The sequence below is a fragment of the Streptomyces sp. CO7 genome (assembly GCF_053474865.1).
In genome coordinates this window covers 69,182-81,110 of record NZ_JBRIOU010000011.1, presented here as the reverse complement: position 1 = coordinate 81,110, position 11,929 = coordinate 69,182, and the positions used below count along the sequence as shown (strand labels likewise).

Below are 11,929 nucleotides of genomic sequence, written 5' to 3'. Positions count from 1 at the left end.
TCGGCGGCCCGGGTTCGCGCCCCATGCGCGCGCCGATCACCCGCCGCCACATGGACCGCGCCGCCTGAAACCGCCGCGCCCCCGCCGCCCGACGTCGCGCGGCCGTGAGCCCGAACTGATGCGCTGACGCCCTGCGGGGTGACATGTCGCCGCCCCGGGCGTTCTCCCGGTATGACCGCAACCTCATCGGCCGTCGCCCGACGCCGACGTGTGTTCGTGCCGGGTCCGGTGGAGGCGCCGGCGGCCCCGGAGCAGGCGTCCGAGGATCCGCCCATCTACCGCGACCTGCTGCGGAGCTGGGCGGACGGAGGGCGGACCCTTCCGGGCCGTCACGACCCGGAGTGGAACCGCCTGGCGACCCCGCCGGGCCGGCGGCCGCCGGTCAGCGGGACTCGGGGCCCAGCAGGTGACGGCCGATGACCATCCGCTGGATCTGGTTGGTGCCCTCGACGATCTGCAACACCTTGGCCTCCCGCATGTACCGCTCCACCGGGAAGTCCGCGGTGTAGCCGTAGCCGCCGAGCACCTGGACGGCGTCGGTGGTGACCTTCATGGCGGCGTCGGTGCAGAACAGCTTGGCCATCGCCGCCTGCCGGGAGAACGGGCGTCCGGCGTCGCGCAGCCGTGCGGCGGCCAGGTAGAGCGCGCGGCCCGCCTCGACCTGGGTCGCCATGTCGGCGATCAGGAAGCGCAGGCCCTGGAAGTCGCCGATGGGGCGGCCGAACTGGCGGCGGTCGCCGGCGTAGGCGGCTGCGGCGTCCAGCGCGGCCTGGGCCACGCCGATCGCGCAGGCGGCGATGCCGAGGCGGCCGGAGTCCAGTGCGGCCAGCGCGATGGTGAAGCCTTGGCCCTCGTCGCCGATCCGGCGGTCGTCACCGAGCCGGACGCCGTCGAAGTGGACCTGGGCGGTCGGCGAGCCCTTCATGCCCATCTTCTTCTCGGGCGCGGCCGCGTTGAGGCCGGGCGCGTCGCCCGGGACCAGGAAGGCGCTGATGCCGCGAGGGCCCTCGCCGCCGGTGCGGGCCATCAGGGTGTAGAAGTCGGCGATGCCGCCGTGGGTGATCCACGCCTTGGTGCCCTCGACGCTCCAGTCGCCGTCGGCGCCGTCGCGGACCGCGCGGGTGCGCAGCGAGCCGGCGTCGGAGCCGGAGGCCGGCTCGGACAGGCAGTAGGCGCCCAGCAGACCGCCGCCGAGCATCGCGGGCAGGTGCTCCAGCCGCTGCTGCTTGGTGCCGAAATGGGCCAGGGCGTGGCAGGAGAGGGTGTGGACGCTCACCCCGAGGCCGACGGTGAGACGGGCCGCGGCGAGCTCTTCCAGGACCTGCAGGTAGACCTCGTAGGGCTGGTCGCCGCCGCCGTACTCGACCGAGTAGGGCAGCCCGAGGAGTCCGGCCTCGGAGAGCAGGGCGAAGAGCTCGCGGGGGAAGACGCCGGCGTCCTCCTCCTCGGCCGCCTTAAGGGCGATCTCGCGCTGGGCGATGTCGCGGACCAGGCCGAGCAGGTCCCGGGCCTCGTCGGTGGGCAGCGTGCGGTCTACCGGCTGCGGGGCACCATGATCGGTCATGGCGGTGTTCTCCTCCCTGTACAGGCGCAGGGCGGGCGACCGCGTGGATGATGCGGGACCCGCCGGCTCACGAGCAGATCCGACGCCCTTCCGGGTCGCGGAAGAAAACGGCAGGTCGGCGGCTGCGCGCTGTGAGTATGCCCGGTAGCCGTCGCCGCGTCACCGGTTAACGGTCGCTTACTTGTAACGGATGGAGAACATGTCCTCCGGGTGCGCCCGCCGACGGCGGAAAAGCAGTGGAGCCCGGCCGTGGGGCCGGGCTCCGTCTTACTGTGCTGTGCTGTGCGGGCAGGACGCCGGGGCGGGCTCGTCCGTACCGGGCGCGCGGACGGGTCCTGCCGTCCGTCACGCACGGGGTCGCCGTCAGGCCGTCGCGCACGCGGTCGCCGTCAGGCCCTCACGCCCGAGGGTCCCGCCGTGCGTCCGTGACGCGCGGGCCGCCGCGTTCGCCGCGTCCGGCGGGTCAGACCAGGCCGAGGCGGGTGACCAGCATGGCCACCACCACGACCAGGACCCAGCCGGCGATGTTCTCGACGAGGCTGTTGTCGTCGTCGTCCTTCGGGCCGCCGGTGAGGGTGCGGGTCAGGGTGGCAGTCGCTGCGCTCATGGTGTCTCGCTCGGGTCGCGTGCGGTGGAGGATCCCCCCGGCGCCCGGCCGCGCGGCCGGATTCCGTTCCTCCACCATGCCATCGCCCAGGGCCCCCCGGGCGGAGACCTTCGTCACAAGACCGCAGGTCAGCTCGCCGGGAGGCCCGTGCCGGGCATCGTCAGCGGATGCCGACGGCCTCCAGCGCGCGCCGCTGGGCGGGCGTGGGGTGCGCCGGGAAGTACAGGTAGCAGACGCCGCCCGTGCCGGAGGAGACCTTGCCGCTGGCGTTGTACCGCTTGGTCCGGAGCCAGATGTTCTCCCACTCGGCCCGCTTGTAGACGCGGCGGACCGCCTCGTTGCTCGGGGAGGCCGGGTCGTTGGCGATGACGTCGCCCTCGGCGGTGAAGCCGATCACCGTCATCAGGTGGCCCGAGGTGCCGTAGCCCGCGCCGGTGAGCTCGGTGGCGAGGAAGGACTGCGACGTTATGGCCGGGATGCCCGCGGCGACCAGCGTCTCCAGGTCGGTGAGCGACTCCAGCCGGGTCACCACGCCCTGCAGCCCGGGGTAGGTGGCGGCGTAGGCGGCGTTGAACGGCCAGTTGCCGCACCCCTCGTACTGGAAGTCGAAGGTGTGGCGCGCCGCGTGGCAGACCTGCGGGTCGGCGAACTCCGGGTTCACCCAGGCGAGCTGCTCGGCGGTGGGCCTGCGGCCCCAGTACTCGATGATCATCTGCGAGGAGGTGGGGCTGCACCAGGCCTCGCCGCCGTTGTCGTACTCGGGGTACTGACCGACGTGGGTGTTCTGCGAGTAGCGCGGCACCGCCAGCTCGCGGGCGACCCGCGGGGTGGAGGCGGGGACGGTGAAGCGGTCCGGGACGTCGGATCCCATCGCGCCGAGCCGCCAGACCGTGGGCGTGGCCTTCGAGCCCGGACGGCGGTAGAGGGTGAGGCGCAGCCGGTAGGAGACCAGGCGCAGGCCGGTGGAGGCGTCGTCGATGGAGAAGGTGTCGGTCCAGATGGTGCTCTTGCCGTCGGTCTGGTCGTCCATCGAGGTGCGGCGGATGTCCTGGTCGCCGGCGGCCCAGCGGCCCATCACGTACCAAGGGGTGTCGGTGCCGTCGTTGTAGGTGCCCTGCAGCTCGACCTGGATCCAGGTGCCGTCCGGGGTGTCGGCGTTCCAGCTGGGGATCACCTCGGTGGCCGGGACCTTGAGCCGGTGGGGCTGCGAGGTCCAGGTGGCGTACTCCCAGGAGGCGGTCGTCCCGGTGTGCGGGTCGGTGTAGTCGCTCACGCCCGCGGGGGTGGCGATGACGATGCCCGGGCGGGCGCCGGCCACGGGCCGCACGCCACGGGCGCGGCCCTCGCACCAGTCGGCGTAGGTGACCCAGGCCCGGTTGTCCACCAGCCCCTTGGCCCTGGCCGCGGCGGTGCCGGCGTCGGCGGCGTCCGTCGGGGCCGCGGTCGCGGGAACCGCGGCGGCCCCGGTGACCGCCACGGCGACCGCCGCGGCAAGAACGGTTCTGCGGGACGGCTGTTGTGCTCTGCTGCTCATGGCTGTTCGGCCCCCTGGGGTGTGTGTCAGGTGATGGTGTCCGCGGCACCGGCCCCCACTATGGCCATGCGATCCGCCACCGATCCAGTACCTCGGCCGTTCCTCGTGCGGCAATATTGGTATGGACCTCTGGCGGAAACGTCGGTCGGGGGGACGGCCGCGCCTAGAGTGGAGCCGTGTCCGAAGCCCTCGCCGCCGCGCTGTTGCGGCTGCCCCCTTCCTGCGGCCCGGTCCGGCTGATCGGTGTCGACGGGCACGCGGGTTCCGGCAAGAGCACCTTCGCGGACCGCCTGGCCCGGGCCCTCGGCGGCGCCCCGGTCCTCCATCTCGACGACATCGCCACCCACGAGGAGCTGTTCTCCTGGACCGGACGGCTCGCCTCCCAGGTGCTGGAGCCGCTGCGGGAGGGCCGCGCAGCCCGCTACGCGCCCTACGACTGGACCGCCCGCCGCTTCGGCCCGCCCCGCCTCCTGCCGCCCGCGCCGGCGGTACTGCTCGAGGGTGTCGGCGCGGGACGCCGGGAGCTGCGTCCGCACCTGGCCCGGCTGGTCTGGATGGACCTGCCGGCCGAGGAGTCCTGGCGGCGCGGACGCCGCCGGGACGGCGAGGAGCAGCGGGAGTTCTGGGACGGCTGGGAGGCGGCCGAGCGCGCGCACTTCGCGCGCGACCCCTCGCGTCCCCACGCACACCTACTGGTCCGTCAACTGGGCTGCGGGTACCGGGTGTCGGAAGGTGCGACCTCCACTTTCCTCACGTTCGGTGACGAGCCGTCGGCGCCCCGCGAACGCCCCTTCCAGGACCCGGGACGCGACGCCCGACCGTGACGTCGGGACGGGTTGACCCCGGGGCCGTGCAGGTCTTACGTTCTCAATGCGCGGCCGGTGAACGACCGCTCATGGACGCGAAGCCCTCGGTTGTTCCCCCGTGACCGAGGGCTTCGTTCTGCCCCGGACCGGCTCCCCCGGTGCCTGGCACCCCCTGACGCTCACTTTCCGTGACCGCGCGGTGCCGCAGCGGTGCGCCGGTGGTGCTCCACGCGCCCTCACTTCGCCCTTCGGGCCCCGTCGACCCCATGGGTACGATGCCTTCGGTGCGTCCGTCGGTCCGCCGCCGCATGGCCAACCGGGGCCGGTGGCCGGGCGGTTCGGCCGAGGCGGTCACCGGGGCCGGCCCGGTGGCGAGGGGACGGGGGCACGGTTTGTGGGGGACGACGACGTGAGGGAATTCGGCACGCGGGGCCCCGGCGCCCCCGCCGATCTGGCCTGGCTGCGAGGGGTGGACGCCTACGCCATGGGCGCCTACCCGCAGGCGGAGGAGGAGTTCCGCACCGCGGTGCGGCTCGATCCAGGGATGGCGGACGCGTGGCTGGGCCTGCACGCCCTGCGGGTGGACACCACGACGGCGCTGCTGCGGATGCACCAGCACGGCGACCGTTTCGGCGAGCAGCGCACCCGGCACGGCAGGCCGCTCAACTCCTGGTACTGGCTGGGCTGGTGGGTCCAGCCGGTGCTGGAGAGCGGGCGGGACCTGCTGCTGGCGTACGCCTCGCACTGGCTGGACGGCCGTCACGTGCCCGAACTCGACCGCGCGCTCGCCTCGTTACCGCCCGCCGCGTCGGACGCCCAGGTCCGGTTCCTGCACGCCTGCCGCGCCTACCTGGTCAAGGACTGGGACCAACTGGTGCGGCACACCGAGCCGTTGCTGGACGACCCGGCGCTGGGCATCGAGGCCCGGCTCTTCGGCGGGATGGCCCGGGTGCGGCTGGAGATGTACGGGCAGGCCGAGCCGCTGCTGTCGGCCGCGCTGATGCGGTGCCGCAGCGAGCAGCCGCAGCGCAAGGAGCTGCGGTACTGGCTGGCCCGCGCCCACGAGGGCACCGGCCGGACCGCCGCCGCGCTGCCCCTGTACCGCGCGGTGCACCACGTGGATCCCTCGTTCATGGACACCTCGGCCCGGCTGGCGGCCATCTCCGAGGGGGACGGCTGGGACGAGGACGCGGAGCTCGGCATCGACGGCTACGCGGGCTTCCCCCTCTCCCCCGCCGGCGAGGGCGCGGAGGGCCTGGACCCGATGGCCGGGACGGCGGGACGGGACGTGGGGGTGAAGGTCTCCGAACCGGATCCCGGCACCACGTCGCTGTCCTCGCCGGACACGGTGCGCGAAAAGGCCTTCGCCCCGCTCCGGCACGTCCCCTCGGGGCCCGCCGACCCCGCTCTGCTGGAGGAGGCGCTGGCCGAGCTGGAGCGCATGGTCGGTCTCGAGCCGGTGAAGCGGCAGGTCAAGGCGCTCTCGGCGCAGCTGAACATGGCACGGCTGCGGGCCGACCAGGGGCTGCCGGTGCGGCCCCCGAAGCGGCACTTCGTCTTCTCCGGGCCGTCGGGAACCGGCAAGACCACGGTGGCCCGGATACTCGGACGGGTCTTCTACGCGCTGGGACTGCTCGGCGGGGACCACCTGGTCGAGGCGCAACGGGCCGACCTGGTGGGCGAGTTCCTCGGCCAGACCGCCGTGAAGGCCAACGAGCTGATCGACTCCGCGCTGGGCGGGGTGCTGTTCGTCGACGAGGCGTACTCGCTGGTCAACACCGGGTACGGCAAGGGCGACGCCTACGGCGACGAGGCCCTGCAGGTGCTGCTGAAGCGGGCCGAGGACAACCGGGACCACCTGGTGGTGATACTCGCAGGCTACCCCGAGGGCATGGACCGGCTGCTGGCCGCCAATCCGGGCCTGTCCTCCCGCTTCACCACCCGGGTGGACTTCCCCTCCTACCGGCCCGACGAGCTGTGCGCGATCGGCGAGGTGCTGGCCGAGGAGAACAAGGACGTCTGGGACGCGGAGGCGCGGGAGGAGCTGCTGTCCATCAGCGCCTACGTGGTCGAGCGGGGGTGGATCGACGAGCTGGGCAACGGACGGTTCCTGCGCACCCTGTACGAGAAGAGCTGCGCCTACCGCGACCTGCGGCTGTCGGCGATTCCGCAGGACACGGAGCTGTCCCGGGAGGACCTGTCGACGCTGCGGCTGCCGGACCTGATGCAGGCCTACGGGGAGGTCCTCGCGGGACGGGAACCGGCGTCCGGCGACGAGTGACCGGAGCGGGGACAGGTGCCGGGCCGCTCCCGCGGAAGCGGCCCGGCACCGCTTCCGCGGAGGCGACCCCGGCACCGCTTCCGCGGGTGCGAGCCCTGAAGGACCTAGGAGGCCACCCGGTGGGCCGGGTCGCGGACCTCGCCGACCAGGAGCTCCAGGACGTCCTCGAGCGCGACCAGGCCGAGCGCGCGGCCCGAGCCGTCGGTGACCGCCGCCAGGTGGGCGGCGGCCCGGCGCATCACGGTGAGCGCGTCGTCCAGCGGCAGGGCCGCGGGCAGCTCCGTCATCGGGCGGCGGACCCTCGGGGGAACCGGCCCGTCGGCGTCGTCCAGGTCCAGGACGTCCTTGACGTGCAGGTAGCCCAGGAAGACGTCGCCCTCCCCCACCACCGGGAATCGTGAGAACCCGGTGCGCGCGGTGAGGCCGACGACCTCCCCCGGGGTGACCGAGGGGCCGACGGTGACCAGGGACTCGCGCGGCAGCAGCACGTCCGTGACCGGGCGCGAGCCCAGTTCGAGGGCGTCCTCGAGCCGTTCGGCGTCCTCCGGGTCGAGCAGGCCGGCCTGGCCCGCGTCCTCCACCAGCCGGTTGAGCTGCTCGCTGGTGAAGACCGCCTCGACCTCGTCCTTGGGCTCGACCCGGAACATCCGCAGGACCGCCCCGGCGCATGCCCCGAGGGCCGCCGTGACGGGGCCGCACAGCCGCGCGAAGGCGACCAGTCCGGGCCCCAGCCACACCGCGGCCTTCTCGGGCGCCGCCATCGCCAGGTTCTTGGGCACCATCTCGCCGATCACCAGGTGGAAGAAGACCACCACGGCGAGGGCGAGGACGTACCCCAGCGGATGGATCATGGCGTCCGGCACCCGCAGGGCCGTGAACACCGGCTCCAGCAGGTGCGCCAGGGTCGGCTCGGCGACCGCGCCCAGGGTGAGCGAGCAGACGGTGATGCCGAACTGGGCGGCGGCCATCATCCGGGGCAGGTGCTCCAGGCCGTACAGGACCTGCCGGGCCCGGGCGGTGCCGAGCGGCTCGATCTGGCTGCGGCGCACCGAGACCAGCGCGAACTCGGCCCCGACGAAGAAGCCGTTGCCGAGCACCAGCAGGGCCGCGAAGAGCAGTTGCAGCGCGCTCATCGGGCGGCCTCCGCCAGGTGCTGTGCGGCCGGCCGGCCCTCGGCGGAGAGCGCGGCCCCGGAGGCCGCCTCCAGCACCACGGCCGGGGACGGGGCGGCCGGCACGGCGGCGACCGCTCCGGCCTTCAGCAGCCTGACCCGCTCGGCCCGGTTGTGCCCGACCTGGAGGACCCGCAGCCGCCAGCCCGGCAGCTCGACGGTGTCCCCCACGGCCGGGATCCGCCCGAGGAGGTCGGCGACCAGTCCGGCCACCGTCTCGTAGGGGCCTTCCGGCGGCCGCAGTCCGGCCCGGCCCAGCAGGTCGATCCGGCAGGCTCCGTCGGCGTCCCAGGCGGGCGCCCCGTCCTCGGCGGGGGCGGGGGCCAGCTCGGGCACGTCCAGTCCGTCGTGCTCGTCGCGGACCTCTCCGACCAGTTCCTCGACGATGTCCTCCAGGGTGACCACGCCGGCCGTGCCGCCGTACTCGTCGACGACCACCGCGATCGGCTGCTCGGTGCGCAGCCGGGTCAGCAGGGGCCGCACCGGGAGGGTCTCGGGGACCAGCAGCGCGGGCCGGCACAGGCGGGTCACCGGGGTGCGCAGGCGCTCCGCGGCGGGGACGGCCAGCGCGTCCTTGAGGTGGGCCATGCCGACGATCTCGTCGATCCGCTCCCGGTAGACGGGGAAGCGGGAGAGGCCGGTGGCCCGGGTCAGGTTGACCACGTCCTCGGCGGTGGCCGAGGCCTGCAGGGCGGCGACGCGCACCCGCGGGGTCATCACGTGCTGGGCGGTCAGGTCGCCCAGGGAGAGGGTGGACAGGGTGCGCACGAACAGGTCCGCGGTGTCCTGTTCGAGGGTGCCGGCCCGGGCCGAGTGCCGGGCCAGCGAGACCAGCTCACCCGGGGTGCGGGCGGAGGCGAGTTCCTCCGCGGGCTCGAAGCCCAGGGCGCGCACCAGCCGGTTGGCGACCGCGTTGAGCCCGGCGATCACCGGGCGGAAGAGGCGGGCGAACCGGTGCTGGGGGCCGGCCACGAAGCGGGCCACCTGGAGCGGCCGGGAGACCGCCCAGTTCTTGGGCACCAGCTCGCCGATCACCATCTGCACCGCGGAGGCGAGCAGCATGCCCACCGCCACGCAGACGCCGGGGACGACGCCCTCGGGCAGCCCGGCCGCGGTGAACGGGCCGTGCAGCAGTTCGGCGAGCGCGGGCTCGGCGAGCATGCCGACGACCAGGGAGGTGATGGTGATGCCGAGCTGGGTCCCGGAGAGCTGGAAGGAGAGTTCCCTGAGGGAGTCGACCACGCGGCGGGCGCGCCGGTCGCCCTCGGCGGCCGCGCGCTCCGCCTCGGGGCGGTCGACGGTCACCAGGCCGAACTCGGCGGCCACGAAGAAACCGTTGGCCAGGATCAGCAGGAAGGCGGCTGCCAGGAGCAGCAGGGGGATGGTCATGTGGCCGCCGCCTCCGCGATGCCGCGGAACGGGTCCGCGTCAGGTCGGGCAGGGGCGGCGCAGGTACTGCAGGACGGTCCGTCCATCGCCGGAGTCAGTCACTCCTCGGATCGCAGGAGCCCCCGGGGTGCCGGCCGGCGGGCCGGGCTGGGCTCGGGGGCGGAGGCGTCACCGTGACGCCCCGGCTGACAGGTTAATCAAGACAGGGCCGTCCGCGGCAGGGGTGACTGCGCCGTGCGGGGGTGCCGGTGCTTCCGCGCGCCCCCGTGCAGTTCCGCCTCAGGCGGGTCCGACCGCTGTCCTGGCCTCCACCAGGGCCCGCAGAGCGCGGGCGTCACGCAGCGCCTGTTCCCTGGCCACACCCGGCTGGATGCCCAGGACGGGCAGGCTGGTGCCGTCGGAGAGGTCGAGGAAGACCCAGGGGTCGCCCGGCCGCAGCCGGACCTGAACGATCTCCGCCCACTCCAGCCGCCGGCGGGAGGCGATGTTGACCACCGTGACGCAGGTCTCCTCGGCGTGCACCCGGGGCCGCGCCAGCGTCCACAGGACGCCGAACGCCAGGGCGCCGGTGAACACGAAGCTGAGCCGCTCCCCGCCGCCGAGGTGGGGCAGCATGAGGGCCACGACGGTCAGCACCACGAACATCACGGCGCCCAGCGCCAGCAGCACCGCGCGGGTGCGGCCGGGCCGGAAGGTGACAGGGAGCGCGGGAAGATCCGTCGTGGTCATGCGGTGTCCTCGGTGTGCTCGGTCTCCTCGGAGCGGGCGCGCCCCCGGGTCGCCGGGGGCGCGGCGGCTCAGAGGCGGCAGGCGTGGATGGCGGTGGTCAGGATGGCGCGGGCGCCGATGTCGTAGAGGTCGTCCATGATCCGCTGCGCGTCGGCGGAGGGCACCATGGCGCGGACCGCGACCCAGCCCTCGTTGTGCAGCGGGGAGACGGTCGGGGACTCCAGCCCGGGGGTGAGCGCGACAGCCTTCTCCAGCTGCTCGACGCGGCAGTCGTAGTCCATCATCACGTAGGTCCGGGCCACCAGGACGCCCTGCAGGCGGCGCAGGAACTGCTGGACCTTGGGCTCGTCGGCGGGGGCGCCGGTGCGGCGGACCACCACGGCCTCTGACTTCATGATCGGGTCGCCGAAGACCTCGAGGCCCGCGTTGCGCAGCGAGGTGCCGGTCTCCACGACGTCCGCGATGACCTCGGCGACGCCCAGCTCGATGGCCGTCTCGACCGCGCCGTCCAGGTGGACGACGGAGGCGTTCACGCCCTGCTCGGCCAGGTACTTGTCGACGATGCCCTCGTAGGAGGTGGCGACGGTCTTGCCGGAGAGGTCCGACAGGTCCGTCACCGCGCCGGGCCGGGCGGCGAACCGGAAGGTGGAGCGGGCGAAGCCGAGCGGGAGGATCTCCTCGGCGTCCGCGCCGGAGTCGATCAGCAGGTCGCGGCCGGTGACGCCGATGTCGAGGCGGCCGGAGGAGACGTAGATCGCGATGTCGCGGGGGCGGAGGTAGAAGAACTCCACCTCGTTGGCCGGGTCGACGACCCGCAGCTCCTTGGACTCGCGGCGCTGCTGGTAGCCGGCCTCATGCAGCATCGCCGCCGCAGGCCCGGAGAGGGAACCCTTGTTGGGGACGGCGATGCGCAGCATGAAACGGCTTCCTTCGGTTCGACGTCGTTCGACGTGTGGGAGGTGCGGACGGACAGGCGGAAACGGCACCGCGGACGGCGGCGCGGCGGGGTGTGCGAAGACGGGGAAGGCGCGGCGGCCTAGAGATGGGTGTACACGTCGTCCAGGGAGATGCCGCGGGCGACCATCATCACCTGGACGTGGTACAGCAGCTGCGAGATCTCCTCGGCGGCGGCTTCCTTGCTCTCGTACTCGGCCGCCATCCAGACCTCCGCCGCTTCCTCGACCACCTTCTTGCCGATGGCATGGACGCCCTTGTCCACCAGTTCGGCGGTGCGGGAGGTGGCGGGGTCGCCGTGCTCGGCCTTGTGCCGGAGCTCCGTGAAGAGCTCCTCGAAAGTCTTCTTGGACATGGTGACCCCCACCCTACGCGCCCCCGCGACACGTCACCGCCAGGGTTCAGATACTGAACGCAGGGTGGTCGCGGTGGAGACCGCGGCGGTCACCGCCTCGTGCCCCTTGTCCTCGTTCGAGCCGGGCAGTCCGGCGCGGTCCAGCGCCTGCTCCTCGGTGTCGCAGGTGAGCACGCCGAACCCGACGGGCACGCCGGTCTCCACCGAGACCTGGACGAGCCCCCGGGTGACGCCCTCGCACACGTAGTCGAAGTGCGGGGTGCCGCCGCGGATGACGACGCCGAGGGCGACGACCGCGTCGTAGCCGCGCTGCGCCAGCACCTTGGCGACCACCGGGAGCTCGAAGCTGCCCGGGACGCGCAGCAGCGTCGGCTCGGTGATGCCGAGCTCGGTCAGGGCGCGCAGGGCGCCGTCGACCAGTCCGTCCATGACCTTCTCGTGCCACTGCGCCGCCACGACGGCGACCCGGAGGTCTCCGCAGTTCTCGACGGTCAGTTCGGGTGCGCCCTTGCCGCTCACGTGCTCTCCTGGGGGTGCTT

The 11,929-nt window shown here is 73.5% G+C and carries 11 protein-coding genes; 2 read left to right on the top strand and 9 right to left on the bottom strand.

Annotation, left to right across the window (positions count from 1 at the left end):
- Window positions 1-382: 382 nt before the first annotated feature.
- The 3 genes from ACOV8S_RS29450 to ACOV8S_RS29440 form a co-directional block, all read right to left on the bottom strand.
- Window positions 383-1,564 carry an acyl-CoA dehydrogenase family protein gene (locus ACOV8S_RS29450; RefSeq protein ID WP_448321531.1) on the bottom strand — a complete coding sequence of 394 codons (1,182 nt, stop codon included), beginning with the start codon at window positions 1,562-1,564 and terminating at the stop codon, window positions 383-385.
- A 463-nt stretch (window positions 1,565-2,027) separates the two neighbouring features.
- Window positions 2,028-2,171: an SCO1431 family membrane protein gene (locus tag ACOV8S_RS29445; protein ID WP_351118429.1), complete on the bottom strand. Its 144-nt coding sequence runs from the start codon at window positions 2,169-2,171 to the stop codon at window positions 2,028-2,030.
- A gap of 160 nt (window positions 2,172-2,331) precedes the next feature.
- Window positions 2,332-3,705, bottom strand: coding sequence for a peptidase C39 family protein (locus ACOV8S_RS29440; RefSeq protein WP_448321530.1), 1,374 nt, complete (start codon window positions 3,703-3,705; stop codon window positions 2,332-2,334).
- A 176-nt stretch (window positions 3,706-3,881) separates the two neighbouring features.
- Here ACOV8S_RS29440 and ACOV8S_RS29435 point away from each other — a divergent pair, with 176 nt between their 5' ends.
- Together ACOV8S_RS29435 and ACOV8S_RS29430 are read left to right on the top strand one after the other, a co-directional pair.
- Window positions 3,882-4,529, top strand: coding sequence for a uridine kinase family protein (locus ACOV8S_RS29435; protein ID WP_448321529.1), 648 nt, complete (start codon window positions 3,882-3,884; stop codon window positions 4,527-4,529).
- A gap of 391 nt (window positions 4,530-4,920) precedes the next feature.
- Window positions 4,921-6,792 carry an AAA family ATPase gene (locus tag ACOV8S_RS29430; protein WP_448321528.1) on the top strand — a complete coding sequence of 624 codons (1,872 nt, stop codon included), beginning with the start codon at window positions 4,921-4,923 and terminating at the stop codon, window positions 6,790-6,792.
- Window positions 6,793-6,896: 104 nt separating this feature from the next.
- On the opposite strand, the gene ACOV8S_RS29425 is transcribed toward ACOV8S_RS29430, so the two are convergent.
- From ACOV8S_RS29425 to ribH, 6 genes are all read right to left on the bottom strand, one after another.
- On the bottom strand, window positions 6,897-7,925 hold the full coding sequence (locus ACOV8S_RS29425; protein WP_448321527.1) for a hemolysin family protein: 1,029 nt from the start codon (window positions 7,923-7,925) through the stop codon (window positions 6,897-6,899).
- Entirely contained in the window at window positions 7,922-9,352 is a 1,431-nt protein-coding gene (locus ACOV8S_RS29420; RefSeq protein ID WP_448321526.1) for a hemolysin family protein, read from the bottom strand. Before ACOV8S_RS29420 ends, ACOV8S_RS29425 begins: the two co-directional genes overlap by 4 nt.
- Window positions 9,353-9,631: 279 nt before the next feature.
- Window positions 9,632-10,081 carry a PH domain-containing protein gene (locus ACOV8S_RS29415; protein ID WP_448321525.1) on the bottom strand — a complete coding sequence of 150 codons (450 nt, stop codon included), beginning with the start codon at window positions 10,079-10,081 and terminating at the stop codon, window positions 9,632-9,634.
- A 68-nt stretch (window positions 10,082-10,149) separates the two neighbouring features.
- On the bottom strand, window positions 10,150-10,998 hold the full coding sequence (hisG, locus tag ACOV8S_RS29410) for an ATP phosphoribosyltransferase (RefSeq protein ID WP_448321524.1): 849 nt from the start codon (window positions 10,996-10,998) through the stop codon (window positions 10,150-10,152).
- Window positions 10,999-11,117: 119 nt separating this feature from the next.
- Window positions 11,118-11,390 (bottom strand): phosphoribosyl-ATP diphosphatase, encoded by a 273-nt coding sequence (locus ACOV8S_RS29405; protein ID WP_448321523.1) that lies wholly within the window; start codon window positions 11,388-11,390, stop codon window positions 11,118-11,120.
- A 33-nt stretch (window positions 11,391-11,423) separates the two neighbouring features.
- The gene (gene ribH, locus ACOV8S_RS29400) at window positions 11,424-11,909 is read right to left on the bottom strand and encodes a 6,7-dimethyl-8-ribityllumazine synthase (protein WP_448321557.1); all 486 of its coding nucleotides are present in this window, start codon (window positions 11,907-11,909) and stop codon (window positions 11,424-11,426) included.
- Window positions 11,910-11,929 lie beyond the last annotated feature (20 nt).

Coding starts and splice junctions, on each gene's coding strand:
- ACOV8S_RS29450 (WP_448321531.1), bottom strand. CDS start 1,564: ATGACCGATCATGGTGCCCCGCAGCCGGTAGACCGCACGCTGCCCACC.
- ACOV8S_RS29445 (WP_351118429.1), bottom strand. CDS start 2,171: ATGAGCGCAGCGACTGCCACCCTGACCCGCACCCTCACCGGCGGCCCG.
- ACOV8S_RS29440 (WP_448321530.1), bottom strand. CDS start 3,705: ATGAGCAGCAGAGCACAACAGCCGTCCCGCAGAACCGTTCTTGCCGCG.
- ACOV8S_RS29425 (WP_448321527.1), bottom strand. CDS start 7,925: ATGAGCGCGCTGCAACTGCTCTTCGCGGCCCTGCTGGTGCTCGGCAAC.
- ACOV8S_RS29420 (WP_448321526.1), bottom strand. CDS start 9,352: ATGACCATCCCCCTGCTGCTCCTGGCAGCCGCCTTCCTGCTGATCCTG.
- ACOV8S_RS29415 (WP_448321525.1), bottom strand. CDS start 10,081: ATGACCACGACGGATCTTCCCGCGCTCCCTGTCACCTTCCGGCCCGGC.
- hisG (WP_448321524.1), bottom strand. CDS start 10,998: ATGCTGCGCATCGCCGTCCCCAACAAGGGTTCCCTCTCCGGGCCTGCG.
- ACOV8S_RS29405 (WP_448321523.1), bottom strand. CDS start 11,390: ATGTCCAAGAAGACTTTCGAGGAGCTCTTCACGGAGCTCCGGCACAAG.